This is a genomic window from Kitasatospora sp. NPDC032121 (assembly GCF_055580145.1).
The window spans coordinates 382,694-399,113 of record NZ_JBVILX010000006.1 but is presented as its reverse complement, the minus strand read 5'-3'; the positions used below and the strand labels follow the sequence as shown (position 1 = coordinate 399,113).

The window sequence follows — 16,420 nt, the reverse complement described above, 5'->3', positions numbered from 1 at the left end:
CGTCAACGTTCTCTGGGCCCTGATTCGTGACAGACGGTGCTACCACATCACACCCCCAGCGACCGAGACGGCTTGACAACGACATTAGGAAGCGACGGCCTTGGCTCGGTCGGCGGCGATGTTCACGGCGAGGCCGGCGAGGACGGTGCCCATCGCGTAGCGCTGGATCCGCAGCCAGCCGGGGCGACGGTTGAGGAAGGCCGCGATGCTGCCCGCGCTCACCGCGATCAGGCCGTTGACGGTGATCGCGATCGCGATCTGGGTCAGGCCCAACAGCAGGCTCTGCACGGCGACGTGACCGCGCTCCGGGACCACGAACTGGGGCAGCAGCGAGATGTACATGATGGCGATCTTGGGGTTGAGCAGGCAGGTCAGGAAGCCCATCGCGAACAGTCGGCGCGGCGGGTCCGGCGGCAGCTGCTGCGGGGCGAAGACCGCCGTGCCGCCCGGCTTGACCGCCTTCCAGGCCAGCCAGAGCAGGTATCCGGCACCGGCCAGCTTGATCGCGGTGTAGAGGACGGGCACCACCGAGAACACCGCGGCCACCCCCGCCGTCACGGCGACCAGGTAGACCAGGAAACCGGCCCCGACCCCGAGCAGCGAGATCAGCCCGGCGCGGCGGCCCTGCGCGATCGAACGCGACACCAGGTAGATCATGTTGGGCCCGGGCGACAGCACCATGCCCAGGGCGACGGCGGCGATCCCGAGCACGGCCCGGCCGTCCACGGCGGATGTCAAGGCGTCCATGCGAGGAGGCTAGGCCGGGCAGTCGGCTCGATGCAATGATGACTTTGCACTCGGTGCAATGCGAGCCGCTGGAGGGCCGACCCCGATGGACGACTACCGCCTGCTCGCCGACCGGATCGCCGCCGAGATCGCGGACGGGCGGCTGCGGCCCGGCCAACAGCTGCCGACCCAGCGCGCGTTCGCCCGCAGCAGGGGAATCGCCGACTCGACGGCCGGGCGCGTCTACGGGGAGCTGGCCCGGCGCGGACTGACCGTCGGGGAGGTCGGTCGCGGCACCTTCGTCCGGGCCGGCCACGCACCGGACGGCGCCCGGGTCGCGCTCGCGGAGCCGTCCGCCACCCCCGTGGACCTGGAGCTCAACTACCCCTCCGTCCCCGGGCAGAGCGAGCTGCTGACGGCCGGACTGGCGCCGCTGCTGCGGCCGGACGCGCTGGGCGAGGCGCTGCGGCCGGTCGGCGCGGCGGGAACGGGCGCGGCCCGGCGGGCGTTCGCAGGACTGCTCTCGGTCGACGCCTGCGACGCCTGTGACTCCTGCGATGCCTGCGATTCCGGTGACTCCTGCGGCTCCTGGCACGTCGACCCGGCGGACCTGCTGTTCGCCGGCAACGGGCGGCAGGCCATCGCCGGGGCGCTGTCCGCGCTGGTGCCGCCCGGGCAGCGGCTGGGCGTGGAGGAACTGACGTACCCGGTGGTCAAGGCGGTGGCGGAACGGCTGGGCATCGTGCTGGTGCCGCTGGCCATGGACGAGCACGGGCTGCTGCCGGACGCCGTCGCGGCCGCCCATCGGACCGCCGGTCCGCTGCGCGCGGTGTACGTCCAGCCGCGCCTGCAGAACCCGCTCGGCGTGAGCCTGCCGCGGGAACGGGCGGTGGCGCTCGTGGCCGTGCTGCGGCGGCTCGACCTGACGGTGGTCGAGGACGCCGTCTGGTCCTTCCTCCGGCCGGGGTCTGCGCCGCTGGCCGCGCTCGCGCCGGAGCGCACGGTGCTCGTGGACAGCCTCTCCAAGCGGCTCGCCCCGGGGCTGACCACCGGGTTCGCGGTCGTTCCCGCGGCGCTGCGCGAGCGGGTGGCGGGGGCGCTGCGCTCGGGCGGGTGGGCGCCGAGCGGCTTCGCGCTGGAGGCGGCCGTGCGCTGGATCGGGGACGGCACGCTGGCCTCGGTGGAGGCCGCGAAGCGGGCCGACGCGACGGCCCGGCAGCTGCTGGCGCGCGAGGTGCTGACGGGGCAGCGGCTGCGGTCCGACCCGGGCTCGTACTACCTGTGGTGGGAACTGCCTCCGGGCCTGCGGGCGGAAGCCTTCGTCGCGGAGGCGGCGCGGGCCGGGGTGTCGGTCACACCGGCGGCGGCCTTCGCCGTCGATCCCCGGCGCTCGCCCTCCGCCGTCCGGGTCGGGCTCGCCTCACCGCCGTTGCCGGTGCTGGCGCGGGCACTGGAGATGCTGGCGGTGATCGCGGCGGGGCTCGGCGGAGGGCGGCGAAAGAGCTAGGGGAGACGGATGACGGATGACAGCTGACAGATTTCGAAATCTGTCAGCTGTGATCCGTTCGCTGTCATCTGTCTGCTGTCATCTGTTCGCAGCCAGCCGCCGGCCGCCGGACTGTCAACCGTCAGCCGCCCGACCCGCTCCGGCTCCCCCGGGCCTCCGTGTCCGCCGCGCCCCCTGCACCGACGGCGCGCAGGCGGCTCGCGGCGGTGGCGGCGAGCTGGGGGGCGAGCCGGGCCACGTCCCGGGAGCCGACCACCGCGATCATGGTCGGCAGCAGCCAGCGGACCGGCTGCATCCCGCGCAGCCAGGCCTGCGCGTAGACGTGGGCGGACCGGCGGGCGATCCCGGCGACGATCCGCTCCACCGCGGGTTCCAGCGGGTACGTCTTGTTCGCCGGCCACGGCAGCCGGGATCGCATCTGCCTCAGCACGGCGTCCTGGTCGGCCCCGCGCACCATGTCGGTGTCGGTCCAACTCAGGTACCCGACACCCACCTTGACCCCCTGGTACGCCACCTCGGCACGGATCGAGTGGGCGAAGGCCTCCACCCCGGACTTGCTGGCGCAGTAGGCGCTCATCAGCGGCGCGGGGGTCAGCGCGGCGAGCGAGGCGATCTGGAGCAGGTACCCGCGGCTCTCGGCGAGCGCCGGCAGGAAGGCCCGCGCGGTGGCCACGCTGCCGAGCAGGTTCACCTCGATGACCCGGCTGAACGCCTTGTGGTCGCTGTCGGCGAGCGGCCCGCCGATGGCGATCCCGGCGTTGGCGACGACGGTGTCGATCCGCCCGTAGTGCTCCTTGATCCGGCGGGCGGTGTCCTCCAGCGCCTCGAGGTCGGTGACGTCCACCTCCCAGCTGGTGGCGGACGGGCCGCACCGCTCGGCGACGTCCTTCAGCTCCTCCGGCTCCAGCCCGAGCAGGGCCACCTTGGCCCCGCGCCGGGCGAGCTTGCGGGCCAGCGACGCGCCGACGCCGCGCGCGGCCCCGGTGACGACGACGACCTGCGCGGACAGCGGCGGGATGGCGTTCATGCGACGGAGGTCCTCTCGTCGACGGAAGCGGGAACGGTGCCGACGGGCTCGGCACCAGCGACGGAAGCGGCGGCGGGAGCGGCGGCCAGGTACGCCGAGGCCATCCGGTGGATCTCGGCGGCGACCTCGTCCGGGCGCTCCAGCGGCGACATGTGGCCGACCCCGGGGAGCAGCAACAGCCCCTGCGGGTCCTGGAGTTCGGCGACGATCCGGTGGGCGTGCACCGGCGGGGTCAGGCGGTCGGCGGTGCCGACCACCACCGCCGTGGGCGCGGCGAGCCGGGCGAGTCCGGCGTGGACGTCCAGCCGGTCCAGCACCGCGGCCCAGTTGGCGCGGACGGCGGTCAGGCAGGCGTGCACGATCCGGGCCGTCGCCTCGACCTGGCCGGCGGGCGAACCGGGCCCCATGGTCGCGTACTTGAGCGCCACCCGGCTGACCGGCGAGACCGGCCCGAGCGGCATCCGGGAGCGCAGCAGCTGCCGGTGCAGGAGGCGCCGCAGTCCCGGGGAGCGTACGGCCGGTGGCAGGACGGTGAGTTCGGCCACCAGGTCGCCGGGCCCGGTGGAGATCAGGACGGCCGCGGCGGTGCGTTCGGCGACGTCGGGTCGGCCGCCGGCAGCCATGATGGTCATCCCACCCATGCTGTGTCCGGCCAGCACGGCCCGCTCGCCCGCCGGAACGGTCCGCGCGAGCACGGCGGAGAGGTCCTCGGCCAGTGCCCGGGTCGAGTAGCGGGCCCGACTCGGCGGGATCTCGCTGCGCCCGTGGCCGCGCTGGTCGTAGGCCACCACCCGGTAGCGGTCGGCCAGTCGGCGGATCACCGGGGCCCAGAAGGCGGTCGAGCAGGTCCAGCCGTGCGCGAGCACCACGGTGGGCGCGCCGGGCCGGCCGTGCACCTCGACGTGCAACCGGATGCCGTCCGCCGATCGGATGCTCAACTCCTCCTCCGGAACCGGCGGTTCGTACCCCTCGGGGAGGTGGACGCCACTCACGCGGAGACCTCCTGGCCGGCGGTGCGGGCGGCGGTCGGCGCGGCGCGCATGATCAGTTCGTACTCGCCGAGGTCGACCTTGCGGGTGGCCCGGCGGAACGAGGTGGTGGAGCCGGGCCAGAGCACGGTGTTCTTGCCGTTCGGGTCGAGGTACCAGCTGAGGCAGCCGCCGGTGGTCCACACGGTGCGGTCCATCCGGTGCTGGAGTTCGAGGTTCCACTGCCGCTGGGCGCGCGCGGTGGGCTGCATCGCGGCGGCTCCGATCGAGCCGAGCGTGGTCAACGCGTCGATCATGTAGTTCAGTTGGGACTCGATCATCAGGATCATCGAGCTGTTGCCGAGGCCGGTGTTGGGCCCGATGACGAAGAAGAGGTTCGGGAAGCCGTTCACGGTCGAGCCGCGCAGCGCCTCCATGCCGTCCTTCCACTCCTCCGCCAGGCTGGTGCCGTTGACACCGAACACCCGGGCACCGATGGGCATGTCGGTGACGTGGAAGCCGGTGCCGAAGACGATGGCGTCCACCTCGTGCTCGCTGCCGTCGGCCGCGACCAGGGTGGAGCCGCGCAGTTCGCGCAGGCCGGAGGAGACGACCTCGGTGTTGGCCGCCGCGAGCGCCGGGTAGTAGGTGTTGCTGAGCAGGATGCGCTTGCAGCCGATCCGGTAGTCCGGGGTCAGCTTGGCGCGCAGCGCCGGGTCGGGGACGCCCTGGGCGATGTGGCGTTCGGCGAGTCGCTGGACCAGGCGCAGCAGTCCGGGGCGGCGCACGAAGGCGTCCACCTGGATCTCGCGGAGCGCGAAGAGGGTGCCGCGGCGGATCTTGGTGGTGACCGGCAGGCGGCCGTGCAGCCACCTCTCCAGCTGGGTGATCTCGCGGTCGCGGCGCGGCAGCACCCAGGCCGGTGTGCGCTGGAAGACCGTCAGCTTGCCCACCTTGGGCTGGATCGACGGGATGATCTGGGCGGCGGAGGCGCCGGTTCCGACCATCGCGACGCGCTTGCCGGTGAGGTCGAAGTCGTGGTCCCAGCGGGAGGAGTGGAACACCTTGCCGGGGAAACCGCTGAGCCCGGGCAGGTCGGGGATCTGCGGGTCGGCGAGCGGTCCGGCGGCGGAGACGATGGCGTCGGCGGTCCACTGGCCGGCCGAGGTGGTGATCCGCCAGTGGGTCCGCTCGCTCTCCCAACGAGCTTCCAGCACATCGGCGTTGAAGCGGAGGTGGGGTCGGAGGCCGAAGACGGTGGCAACCTTCTCCAGGTAGGCGCGGATGTCCGGCTGGCCGGAGAAGCTGCGCGGCCAGTCGGGGTTGGGCGCGAAGGAGAAGGAGTAGAGGTGCGAGGGCACGTCGCAGGCGCAGCCGGGGTAGCTGTTGTCGCGCCAGGTGCCGCCGACGGAGTCCGCGCGCTCCAGGACCACGAAGTCGGTGATCCCGGCGCGGCGCAGTCGGACCGCGGCGCCGAGGCCGCCGAAGCCGGAGCCGATCACCGCCACCCGGACGTGCGGGACGGACTCCTGCGCAGCGGCGGTGTCGGTCGCTGCGGACGCGCCGGAGCTGGGGCGCTTGCTGCTGGATGCCATGCGGCAACCTCCTGAGGGTGGGACGGTGATCGTCGCGCTCTCCCGGGGGTCTGCGGCCCCGGGACCTCCCGGGGGCTCGCCTCCGGGACCCCGCCAATCGCGCCAGTAATCACTGGCATCGTTGGCAGGGTAGCCCTTGCTGACACCGGATGGAAGAAGCACGACAGCTCCGGTTCGGGGATCCTTCCGAGCCGACGGTCCTATGCTGATCGCCGTGGACAAGGTCAGAGCTGCTGCGGGCGACAGAAAACGCGAGTACCGGGTGGAGGAACTGGCCGAGGCCGCCGGTATCACCACCCGCACCCTGCGCTTCTACCGCGAGCGCAAACTGCTTCAGCCGCCCCGCAAGGAGGGCCGCATCGCCTGGTACGGCGAGGAGCACCTGGCCCGGCTGCGGATGATCGGCGAACTGCTCGAGCGCGGCCACACCCTGGGCGGCATCGCCGAGCTGATCGGCGCCGGGGAGAGCGGGCGGGACGTCGCCGGGCTGATCGGGCTGGAGGCGGCGATCGTCGCACCGTGGTCCGACGAAACGCCGGTGCGGCTGGACTGGGAGGAGCTGAAGGCGGCCTTCGGCGACCAGCTCACCGAGGAGAACACCGCCGAGTCGATCGCCCAGGGCTACATCACCGTCGAGGAGGACGGCATCACCCACGTCAGCCGCCGGCTGATGGACGCCACCACCGCGTTGGTGGCGGAGGGGGTGCCGCTCTCGGCGGTGCTGGAGGCGAGCCGCCGCACCCGGGAGCACGTGGACGCCATCGCCGAGATCTTCATCGAGGTGGTCACCGAACACCTGCTCAGCGCGCTCGCCACCGACACCCCGCTGTCGCGCGGCGAGGCGGCCCGGCTCACCGAGCGCATCCTTCGGGTCCGGCCGCTGGCACGGACCGTCGCGGACGCCCAGTTCACCCTCGCGATGGACCGGCGGGTCCACGTCGAGTACGCCGAACTCCTGCGCCAGCGACGAGAGAACGGCTCCGAGGCGTAACCGGGCCACGGTCCGGGCAGGGATTCCGGCGCCCCGCCCGTACGTTGGAGGTGCCGTCGATGCCCCGACCGCTCAGCCGCCGCACCGCTCTCGGCCTCGCCGCCGGGATCGCCCCCGGGCTCGTGCTCGCCGCGTGCGGGGCCGGCGGCACTGGCGGGGCTCGCGACACCGGCAGCACCGGCGGGACCCGGACGGTCCGGCACGCGCGCGGCGAGAGCACCGTACCGGCGCGGGCGAGCCGGGTGGTGGCCCTGGACAGCGACGCGCTGGACTCGGTGGTCACCCTCGGGCTCGACCCGGTCGGCGCCACCACCGTCGCGGCGGGTGCCGCCTTCCCCACCTACCTGCCCGCCGAACGGCTGGCCGGTACGAAGCCCGTCGGGGCCATCGGCCAGCCCAGTCTGGAGACGATCGCAGCACTGCGACCGGACCTCATCCTGAGCAACCAGGTCCGCGACGACAAGCGGTACGACGAACTGTCGAAGATCGCGCCGACGGTGCTCACCCGGACCACCGGGCCGACCTGGAAGGAGAACGTCCGGCTGCACGCCGAGGCGCTGGGCCGGACGGCCGAGGCCGACGCGGCGGACGCGGCGTACCGGGCGAAGCTCCGGGACCTGGTCACCGCGCTCGGCGGGCCGGCCAGGGCGGCGGCCACCCGGGTCGAGATGGCCCGCTTCCTGGCGGGCGCGCCGACCAGGCTCTACCTGAACGACACCTTCGTCGGCTCCCTGCTCAAGGACCTCGGGCTCGGCCGGCCCGCCAACCAGGACAAGACCGGCTTCTCGATGGAGATCAGCCCCGAGCAGGTGGACCAGGCCGCGGCGGACGTCATCTTCTACTCCGTGTACGGGGACGAGGCCAAGTCCGACCAGGGGAGGATCACCGGAGGGGCGCTCTGGAAGAACCTGGACGCCGTGAGGAGCGGGCGGGTGTTCCGGGTGGACGACGGTTTGTGGATGCTCGGCATCGGCTACACCGGGGCCGGGCTGATCCTGGACGAGATCCGCAGGGATCTCGTGCCGACGGTCGGGTGACGGGTGCCGGGCGACGGGCGCGGGTGCCGGGTGCCGGGTGCCGGATTTCAGATGTCAGCCGACAGATGACAGCTGACAGATTTCATCATCTGTCAGCTGAACTCCGTCATCTGTCACCGACCGCCCGCCGGCGCCAGCCGCCCGGTGCACGCGAGGAAGGCCACGAACCCGCCGAGGACGATCCAGCCGGGCCAGCCCGCCAACGACATGGTGAGCGGGTCCAGCTCGGCGTCGGGGTCCGCGAACTCCCGGACCATCGACACGCTCATGCTGCTCGCGAAGGCGTGCGCCACCACCGCCGGGACGACCGACCCCGAGCGCAGCCTCAGCCAGGTGAAGACCGGCACGACGAGCACACAGCTCACCGTCAGCGCGGGCACCGCCAGGTACCAGGGCCGTCCCGGGTACTGGCCACCCATCAGCAACGTCGGCAGGTGCCAGAGCGCGAAGGCCGTCCCGGTGAGCAGGTACGCCCGCACCAGCACCCCCGCACCGCCGCCTCCGCCACCACTACCGTCACCGCGTCGCAGCAGCCGGGGGAAGAGGAAGCCCTGCCAGCCGATCTCCTCACCGAAGAACAGCGGCAGCGACAGCACCATCCCGATCACCCCCCGGACCGCCCACGCTCCGACCCGCTCCGGGTCCAGCGAGCCGAAGCCGGCGAAGGGGTAGCTGCCCGCCAGGGCGCCGAGCACCAGCGCCGCGGCCGTCAGCCCGCCGAGCACCCCGAGCGGCAGCAGGCAGGCCCGGACCGCGCGCCACCGCGGCCTGGGCAGGCGCAGCGCGAGCGCCTCCCGCACTCCGCCGCCGCGCTCGACGAAGCGGACCACGAGCAGCGCCGCCAGCGCCGGGGCCAGCATGGCGGCCCCGATGCAGAGTTGCTCCAGGGCACCGGTCTCCTCCCGAGCGTCGGCCCGCCGGTACCCGTCGGCGAGCAGCGGTGCCATCGCCGCCCACATCCCGGCGTAGGCGAGCACCAGGTAGACCAGCAGGCCGCGCCGCCGGACGGCGCTCGTCGGGGTTCGCGTCAGTAGCGTCATGTCGGGGACGCTACGGACCTAGGGCCCTTTCCCGGAACCAAGTGCACTGCCGCCCCCGGTAGTTGTCCACTACCACCGCGATGGTCGAGTTTTCTGGGTGTACGGGAGCCCGGCAGAGGTGCTACGTCGCGCCCCGCGCTCCGCCGCCCGCCACCCGTCGTGCCGCGAGTCACCACGAAAGCTGCACGAGAAGGAAAATTGACGTATCGTCAGGCGTCACACAGCGGGGGCGACGGTGGTCCGCTCACCGTCGCCCCGCCGTACTCCCCCGCCGGCCGGCACCCACGGTCCGGCGGGGCCTCGACACTGCCCCGGGCCGGGCCTGATCGGTTCAGGCCCGGGCCTTGACCTCGGTCCGGATCAGTTGACGTTGACCGCCGTCCACGTGGCGGCGACCGCGTTGTACTCCGCACTGCCCGAGCCGTACAGGTCGGCCGCCGCGCTGAGGGTGCCCGCACGGGCGCCCGCGTAGTCGGTGGTGGAGGTGAAGTACGTGGTCAGCGCGCGGTACCAGATCTGCGCGGCCTTGTCGCGGCCGATGCCCGCGAGCGTGGAGTTGTCGTACGTCGGGCTGTTGTAGCTGAACCCGTTGATCGTCTTCGCGCCGCTGCCCTCGGACAGCAGGTAGAAGAAGTGGTTCGCCACCCCGGACGAGTAGTGCACGTCCAGGTTGCCGACGTTCGCGTCCCAGTAGTCCGCCGAGCCGCCGTCCTTGCTCGGCTGGTCCATGTAGCGCAGCGGGCTGCCGTCGCCGCGCAGGTTGATCAGCTCGCCGATCCAGTAGTTCGGCGGGTTGGAGGGCAGGTTGGCGTACCACTCGACCATCGTGCCCATGATGTCCGAGGTGGCCTCGTTGAGGCCGCCGGACTCGCCCGCGTAGTTGAGGTTGGCGGTCGCCGCGGTGACGCCGTGGCTCATCTCGTGGCCGGCCACGTCGATCTCGGTGAGCGGTGCGGTGTCGTTGCTGCCGTCGCCGTACGACATGCAGAAGCAGCTGTCGTCCCAGAAGGCGTTGACGTAGTTGGAGCCGTAGTGCACCCGGCTCAGGGCGCCGACGCCGTCGTTGCGGATGCCGCTGCGGCCGAAGGTGCTCTTGTAGAAGTCCCAGGTGGTGGCGGCACCGAACTGGGCGTCCACGGCGGCGGATTCGCGGTTGTTGACGGTTCCGTCGCCGAAGCTGTTGCTGGTGTTGGCGAACAGCGAGCCGGTTCCGTCGGTGCCGTTCTTGAGGTCGCTGGTGGACTGGCCGCCACGGCTGTCGTCCTTCAGCTGGTACTCCGAGCCGCTCTGGGCGGTGGTCAGCGGGACCTGGCCGACGAAGACGCCGTTGCCGTTGCCGGCCGCGGTCTGGACGGTCTCGTGGCCGGCGAGGGTGCGGCCGTCGGTGGCATCGGTGACCAGGATCTGACGACTCGGGGTGCCGTCGGCGCGCAGGCCCTCGACGGTGGTGCGGTACGCCAGGCGGGGGTTGCCGTCGGTGGCCCAGACCACCAGCTCGGCCCGGCCGGCCTGGTGGACCTCGGTGAGCGGCGACTCGTCGGCATCGGTGGCCACCCCGACGGTGGCCCTGACCGCCGCGGTGACCTCCGTGACGGCCTGGTCGGCGGAGAGCTTCGGGGTCAGGTTCGGCAGCGCGATCCGTGCCGCGACCGCCTTGTCGACCGACTTCACCGAGCCGTCGGCCTTCTGGTGCACGACGAGGTCGCCGCCGATCACCGGCAGGCCGGCGTAGGTGCGCTCGAAGCGCAGGTGGCGGGTGCCGTCCTTGTCCAGCACGGCGTCCCTGGCGACCAGTTGCTCCTTGTCGCCGAGCTTGAGCGCCTTGGCGAGCGGGCCGGCCTGACCGGCCGCCAGCTTGAGCACGGTCGCGTGCTGCTGGGCGGCCTGGGCCTGCAGCAAGGGGGTGGGAGCGGCCTGGGCGGCGGTGCTCACCTGGATCACACCGGTCAACAGGGCCGTGGCCGAGAGTACGGCGACGGCCGCGAGCTTACGCTTCACGTACGAGTCCTTCCGGGAAACCGCGTCTGGGCGCGGTCGCACCGCGTCCCGGGGGGCCGGGTCGGCACCTGTGGGGCGGGACGGGCACTGACGTGCGGGAACCCCGTGCAGTCGAGCGGCTCGCCACCGAGGGGTGGGGGTGGGGCTACCGCCGGGGGATGACCAGAAGCATGACAATCCAGCAGATGAATTGACAGGTCTGGCTCAGCGATTGGCCAGGTCCCGCCATTGGGTAAAGGGCGTCCAATCGACGGGCATACCGGGGCGATTCACCACATCCCACCGCGGGCCTCGACCCGTGCGACGGCCGACCGCCTGCGCCTACGGGCACTCACCCGCCGAACGCCGGGGTGACTCGTGCGCCCGGCCGACCGTCGATCGACTTTTACATGTGTGTAGAAGATTCCATACGGTCCCTTGACACGCCGGTGGCGAGGTCCCGCCACCCGAACCCCCTTGCCCACCTCATGAGTTCCTGCTATCGGCGCGCATCGGCCCGCGCCTGCACCCTGCCCGTGCCTGCGCCCGGGCCTGAACCCGTACCTGCGCCCGGGCCTGTGGCCGGGCCTGAACCCGGGTCTGCGCGGCCTGGGCCGTCACTGGAGCCGCCACTCCTGGGCGGTGTTTCCAGGGGTGCAGGCGACCATGGTGACCGCGCTGCCGGGGCCGTTGTTGGTCATGCAGCTCTGGTTCTGGTAGTCGCCAAGCGTGTACGAGCCGGTCGAACTCCCCGTGCGAACCGTCCAGTTGGTGAGGAAGCTGAATCCGCTGTTCAGGACGACCTTCCCATCCATCGTCTGGACCATCAGCGGGCCGCCGTTGTTGCAGGCGTTGAAGAGGATCCACGAGCCGGGGTTGGTCGAACGCACCCAGCCGTACTGCGCGTGACCTCCGACCACGATCGGGTTGTCGCCGTTCAGGTTGTCGTCGCGCATGCCGATCGCGCGGCCGTCCTTCACGCTGACGATGGTGCCCCAGCTGTTGCCGCCACAGGAGGCGGGCCGGCTCGGGCTCTGCGGGGCGCCGGTGGTCTGGGCGGGGGGCTGCGGGTTCTGGTTGGCGGGCGGGTTGGCCGGGTTGCCGCCGCCGGGCTGGTTCGCCTGACCCGCCGACGCCCCGCCCGCGGCCGTTCCCGTACCGCCGGCCCGGTTGCCGCCGGAGCCACCCGGGCCGCCGCTGCCACCCTGACCGGCGGCCGGGACCTGGGCGGCCGGGAGCTGCGGCTGGCCCTGGGCGGCGCCGGGCACCGGCTGGTCGGACCCCGGGGTGGCCGCCGGGGTGTCGGTCGGTGCCGGGGCGGCGGGCGCGGTCGTGGTCGCGGGCGCGGTCGCCGGCGTGGCGCCGCCCGGGTTCGCGGGGGCGGTGACCACCACGGTCGGCTGCGCGCCTGGCGGCAGGGCGGCATCGGAGCCGCCGGCACCGCGGTCGATCAGCAGGACGGTCGCCGTGCCCATCGAGATGACGACGGGGATGACGACGGGCACCAGCAGGGTGCGCCGCGAGCGCCGTCGGCCGGGTTCGGTGGGCGCCTGCGGCCCCACCTTCGCGACCTCGTCCGGCGCCGGGGTGCCACCCCTCGCCAGGTCCACCGCGGCACCGCCCCCGGCCGGCTCCGCTGCCCGGTCCTCGGGTCGATCCGCCGTGACCCGCTCGGCCGGGTCCGCCGCACGGGCACCGCCCGCAGCCCCCTCGCCCGCACCGGGCCGCAACGGGATGGTCCCGCTGTCGGCCGCGCCGGCCTTCCCGGGCACCCGCGCGCCTGCGGCGCCTCCCTCCCCCGCGAGCGCCGCACGGGCCGCACGCGCCGCCGACGCCATCGCGGCGGCGTCCGCGTACCGCTCCTCGGGCTTCTTGGCGAGCGCCCTGGCGACCAGTGCCCGCACCGACACCGGGAAGGTGTCCGGCAGTTTCGGCACCGGCTGGTTGACGTGCTTCAGCGCGATCTGGAGCGGCCCGTCACCGGAGTACGGCGGCCGGCCGACCAACAGTTCGTAGCAGACGACACCGATCGAGTAGAGGTCGGTGGCCGGCCCGAGGTCCGCGCCCTCGGCCTGCTCCGGGACATGTAGAGCGCGGTGCCGATGATCGCGAACGGGGCGGTGAGCTTGGTACTGGCGAGCGCCCGGGCGATGCCGAAGTCGGTGATGGCCACCCGTCCGTCGGCGCGCACCATCAGGTTGGACGGTTTGATGTCCCGGTGCACGATCTCCCGCCGGTGCGCGGCGTGCAGCGCGTCCAGCGCGCCGGCCACCAGGTCGAGGACGCGCTCGACGCCCATCGGGCCGGTGTCCTTGAGCACCCGGTCCAGCGGACGGCCGTCGATCAGCTCCATGACGATGTAGGCACAGCGCTCCTCGCCGTCGCCGCCGCTTTCGCCGTAGTCGTGGACGCCCACCACTCCGGGGTGGTCGACCGCGGCAACGAGCTGGGCCTCGCGGCGGAAACGCTGGGCCGAGGTCTCGTCCTCCAGCAGTTCCGAGCGCAGGATCTTGACCGCGACCCGCCGCGCCAGCACGGTGTCCTCGGCCTCCCAGACCGATCCCATCGCGCCGCCGCCGATCTTCTCGACCAGCTCGTACCGCCCACCGAGCACGGTGCCCGCGCCGCTCATACCCCTGCTCCCCCGTGTCATGACCCCGCCCCCGCGGGTCGTCGGCACACAGTGTGCCAGAGGATGTCGAGGACTCAGTCGCGCAGGTCTGAACGGGAATTGAGCATCGCTTGTCAGTCGGCGAGGAAGTACCGAGCACAGTCCGCGACCGTCCGACCGGCCGCGGCGACGGCCCGCGGCCGGTCGGACTGGATGGCGTGACCGGCGCCGTGAACGGTGCCGTGAACGGTGCCGGTGCGTTTCCCCGGACGGCGCTGCCGGCCATGTGCCGACGGGTCGCCGGGTCGGCCGGGTCGGGATCGGGCCTCAGGCCGGCAGGACCCGCTTCAGCAGGCCGAGCAGCGCCTCCCAGTGCCGTTCGGCGGCCACCGCGTCGTAGCGGGTGGTGTCGGCCTGGGTGTAGCCGTGCGGGGCGCCGGCATAAACCTCGGCCTTGTACCGGACGCCGGCGGCGGTGAGGGCCTCGGCGAGCCGGTCGATCTGCTCGGGCGGCAGCGCGGGGTCGTCGTCCGCGTGCCCGAAGTACAGCTCTGCGGTGATCCGGTCGGCACCCAGGTGCGGGCTGTCCGGGAGGTCGGTGGCGAGGCTGCCGCCGTGGAACCCGGCCGCGACGGCGATCCGGTCCGGGTGGCTGACGGCCGTGCGCAGCGCCAGCAGGGCGCCGCGGCAGTAGCCGGTCAGGCCGACCGGGCCGTCCTGGACCAGCGGGGACTCGGCGAGCCAGCGCAGGTATGCGTCCGCGTCGCGGGCGGTCGCCTCCGGGGTGAGCGTGTCGAGCAACGGGACGAGCCGGCCGAAGAGTTCGTCGGCCTGGTCCAGGTCTATGAGTTCCGGCAGTTCGACGACCGGCGAGCGGCCGTTGCGGTAGTAGGCGTTGGGGACGAGCACGGTGTACCCGGCGTCGGCCAGCCGGTCGGCCATGGCCTCCAGGTGCGGCCGGAGCCCGAAGGCGTCCATGTAGAGGATGACGCCGGGGTGGGCCCGACCGTCGTCGGGGTGGGTGAGGTAGGCGTCGGCGGTGCCGTCCGCCGTCGGGATGTCCACGAGGGTTCCGCGCACGGGCATGGTGAGGGGCGCTCCTTCCGGTTCGTCCGGCAGCGTATCCGGTGGGCCCGTGGCCCGCCCGTGCGCTTTCCGCCACAGCGCGGCCTCGCCCTCACAGCACGGCCTCGCCCTCACGGCGCGGCCCCCACACGCGGCGTGGTTTCGCGCCCCGGCGGAACCACGATGCACGGCCACGACGTGCCCGGGGAACGCCGGGGCCCCGCGGGGGCGTTGTGCGGGCATGGGGTGGATCGTGGGTGTGACGGCGGTGGTCGCGGCGGTGCTGGGGCTGGTCCTGCTGGCGGCGTGGCAGGTCCAGGACGAGGCCTCGTCACGGCCGCGTCAGCGCGGGCCGGGGACGGGGCTGGGTGTCGGCGGGCTGGAGGAGCTGCACGCGCTGTTCAGCCCGGGCAAGCAGGTGCAGATCGAGCAGAAGCACGAGCGGCTCGTGCTGCGGGACGACGCGCAGGCCGGCGCGCCGCCGCACTTCGGCGTGGACCTGGACCGGGGCGTGGCGGTGCTGCCCGACGGCGCCGGCGGGCGGACGCCCGGGGAGAAGGGGACTCAGGACTCCCAGGTGCGGGAGCAGAGCACCAACCGGTAGCCGTCCGGGTCGGCCATCGTCACGCCGTACTCCTCCCAGTACGGGTTGTGGGACTCGACCCGGGTGCCACCGGCCTCCTCCAGCCGGGCGACCAGGGCCTCGTCCACCGGGGCGCCGAGGTAGACGACGAACAGGTCCTCCACCGTCGGGGTGGGCTCCAGCGGCCGTTCCGGGTCGTGGGTCAGCTCGAAGTGCCAGCTGCCGCCGGACGGACCGACCATCAGCAGGTCGTGCTTGCCGGGCACCCGCTCGGTGCTGCGCCACTGCACGTCGAGGCCGAGGCCGCCGACGTAGAAGCGCTCGGCCGCCGCGAGGTCGCGCGAGGGGCGGGCGATCCGTACCCGCGTCGTGGAATCGATCACGCGGGTGACCATAGCCGATGCCACTGACAGCGAACGGGCCCGTACGGCGGCGCCGTGGACGGACCGTCAGAGGCGGCCCAGCCGCTCCTCGTCAGAGGTCCGCGGGCAGGTCAGGCAGGCGGCCGCGGCGGGACCGACGGCGTAGTAGAGGCAGCAGCCGAGCCGGGTGCGGGTGTGGTGGGCGCGCCCGTCGGGGGTGTGCAGGCGGCGGAAGTCGGCGCCACCGGGGAGCGGCAGGGTGCCGCCGGGCAGGACGGCCTCGGCGGCGGCGACGGAGGCGTCCTCCTCGCCGAGCATCCGGCCGAGGTACCAGAGGGCGGAGGCCAGGTCGTCCGTCACCATGCCCCAGAGCGCGCGGTCGCGGCGCCGGGTGGGCCCGGCGAACGCGGCGAGCACCGGTTCGAGGTGCGCGACCACGGCGGCCCGCAGTTCGGCGCGCAGTTCGTCGTCGCCGGGGAGGGTGACGTGTCCGCGCGGGCGCAGGGCGAGCGCACCGGTGGGGGCGTGCAGCCAGAGGTCGGCGGCCTCGACGACGGGGACCCGGCGGGCGAGGTACCAGGGCCCGGCGATCAGCAGGCAGGCCGACCAGGCGTAGTGGTGGAGCAGCCGGGAGGCGGTGACGTGCGGTCGCGGGGCGCGGCCGTGCTCGTCGGCGATGCGGGCCTCCGCGCCAGCCAGGACGGCGGCCAACGCCCGTTCGTCGGCGGCGAGTTCGGCTCCGGAGTACCAGCCGTCGGCGGCGCGCGGGTCGGGCTCGGCGGCGTCGAGCAGGCGCAGCTCGAGCACCGGGCAGAGCTCCAGCAGCCGCCGGTAGTCGGCGACGAGCGCCGAGGACGCGACGGACACCGCGGACGCGACGGACACCGACGACGCAACGGGCGCGACGGGCATGGGTGTTCCGGGAACCATT

15 protein-coding genes are annotated in these 16,420 nt (G+C 73.2%); 4 read left to right on the top strand and 11 right to left on the bottom strand.

Features of this window, described 5'->3' with window-relative positions; translation table 11 throughout:
* Nucleotides 1-84: 84 nt before the first annotated feature.
* Nucleotides 85-747 carry a LysE family translocator gene (locus tag ACZ5OX_RS19610; protein WP_465631388.1) on the bottom strand — a complete coding sequence of 221 codons (663 nt, stop codon included), beginning with the start codon at nt 745-747 and terminating at the stop codon, nt 85-87.
* 85 nt (nt 748-832) lie between these two features.
* Between ACZ5OX_RS19610 and ACZ5OX_RS19605 the strand changes: the two genes are divergently transcribed.
* Complete coding sequence (locus tag ACZ5OX_RS19605; RefSeq protein WP_465631416.1) at nt 833-2,233, top strand: aminotransferase-like domain-containing protein; 1,401 nt, start codon at nt 833-835, stop codon at nt 2,231-2,233.
* Nucleotides 2,234-2,354: 121 nt separating this feature from the next.
* Here the strand turns inward: ACZ5OX_RS19605 and ACZ5OX_RS19600 are convergent, their stop codons facing one another.
* From ACZ5OX_RS19600 to ACZ5OX_RS19590, 3 genes are read right to left on the bottom strand one after another with little or no spacing between them, the layout of a single operon-like run.
* Nucleotides 2,355-3,260 (bottom strand): SDR family oxidoreductase, encoded by a 906-nt coding sequence (locus ACZ5OX_RS19600; RefSeq protein WP_465631386.1) that lies wholly within the window; start codon nt 3,258-3,260, stop codon nt 2,355-2,357.
* On the bottom strand, nt 3,257-4,252 hold the full coding sequence (locus tag ACZ5OX_RS19595; protein WP_465631384.1) for an alpha/beta fold hydrolase: 996 nt from the start codon (nt 4,250-4,252) through the stop codon (nt 3,257-3,259). The genes ACZ5OX_RS19600 and ACZ5OX_RS19595 overlap by 4 nt, the downstream gene beginning before the upstream one ends.
* Nucleotides 4,249-5,823 carry a flavin-containing monooxygenase gene (locus tag ACZ5OX_RS19590; RefSeq protein WP_465631382.1) on the bottom strand — a complete coding sequence of 525 codons (1,575 nt, stop codon included), beginning with the start codon at nt 5,821-5,823 and terminating at the stop codon, nt 4,249-4,251. The genes ACZ5OX_RS19595 and ACZ5OX_RS19590 overlap by 4 nt, the downstream gene beginning before the upstream one ends.
* Nucleotides 5,824-6,025: 202 nt before the next feature.
* Between ACZ5OX_RS19590 and ACZ5OX_RS19585 the strand changes: the two genes are divergently transcribed.
* On the top strand, nt 6,026-6,814 hold the full coding sequence (locus tag ACZ5OX_RS19585) for a MerR family transcriptional regulator (RefSeq protein WP_465631380.1): 789 nt from the start codon (nt 6,026-6,028) through the stop codon (nt 6,812-6,814).
* 59 nt (nt 6,815-6,873) lie between these two features.
* Entirely contained in the window at nt 6,874-7,851 is a 978-nt protein-coding gene (locus ACZ5OX_RS19580) for an ABC transporter substrate-binding protein (protein WP_465631378.1), read from the top strand.
* A 113-nt stretch (nt 7,852-7,964) separates the two neighbouring features.
* Here ACZ5OX_RS19580 and ACZ5OX_RS19575 read toward each other — a convergent pair whose 3' ends face one another.
* The 5 genes from ACZ5OX_RS19575 to ACZ5OX_RS19555 all read right to left on the bottom strand — a co-directional run bounded on the left by ACZ5OX_RS19575 (nt 7,965) and on the right by ACZ5OX_RS19555 (nt 14,565).
* A complete protein-coding gene (locus ACZ5OX_RS19575; protein ID WP_465631377.1) occupies nt 7,965-8,891 on the bottom strand; it encodes a CPBP family intramembrane glutamic endopeptidase in 927 nt (308 codons plus the stop codon).
* 360 nt (nt 8,892-9,251) lie between these two features.
* Nucleotides 9,252-10,889, bottom strand: coding sequence for a M4 family metallopeptidase (locus ACZ5OX_RS19570; protein ID WP_465631375.1), 1,638 nt, complete (start codon nt 10,887-10,889; stop codon nt 9,252-9,254).
* 596 nt (nt 10,890-11,485) lie between these two features.
* Nucleotides 11,486-12,874: a serine/threonine-protein kinase gene (locus tag ACZ5OX_RS19565; protein WP_465631373.1), complete on the bottom strand. Its 1,389-nt coding sequence runs from the start codon at nt 12,872-12,874 to the stop codon at nt 11,486-11,488.
* Nucleotides 12,823-13,500: a serine/threonine-protein kinase gene (locus ACZ5OX_RS19560; protein WP_465631371.1), complete on the bottom strand. Its 678-nt coding sequence runs from the start codon at nt 13,498-13,500 to the stop codon at nt 12,823-12,825. Before ACZ5OX_RS19560 ends, ACZ5OX_RS19565 begins: the two co-directional genes overlap by 52 nt.
* A 306-nt stretch (nt 13,501-13,806) precedes the next feature.
* The gene (locus tag ACZ5OX_RS19555; RefSeq protein WP_465631369.1) at nt 13,807-14,565 is read right to left on the bottom strand and encodes a dienelactone hydrolase family protein; all 759 of its coding nucleotides are present in this window, start codon (nt 14,563-14,565) and stop codon (nt 13,807-13,809) included.
* Nucleotides 14,566-14,785: 220 nt separating this feature from the next.
* Between ACZ5OX_RS19555 and ACZ5OX_RS19550 the strand changes: the two genes are divergently transcribed.
* Nucleotides 14,786-15,148, top strand: a complete 363-nt coding sequence (locus tag ACZ5OX_RS19550; protein WP_465631367.1) for a DUF6191 domain-containing protein — start codon at nt 14,786-14,788, stop codon at nt 15,146-15,148.
* Here ACZ5OX_RS19550 and ACZ5OX_RS19545 read toward each other — a convergent pair.
* On the bottom strand, nt 15,109-15,510 hold the full coding sequence (locus ACZ5OX_RS19545) for a VOC family protein (protein ID WP_392871857.1): 402 nt from the start codon (nt 15,508-15,510) through the stop codon (nt 15,109-15,111). The genes ACZ5OX_RS19550 and ACZ5OX_RS19545 overlap by 40 nt on opposite strands.
* Before the next feature lie 66 nt (nt 15,511-15,576).
* Nucleotides 15,577-16,401, bottom strand: coding sequence for a (2Fe-2S)-binding protein (locus ACZ5OX_RS19540; protein ID WP_465631365.1), 825 nt, complete (start codon nt 16,399-16,401; stop codon nt 15,577-15,579).
* Nucleotides 16,402-16,420: the final 19 nt, after the last annotated feature.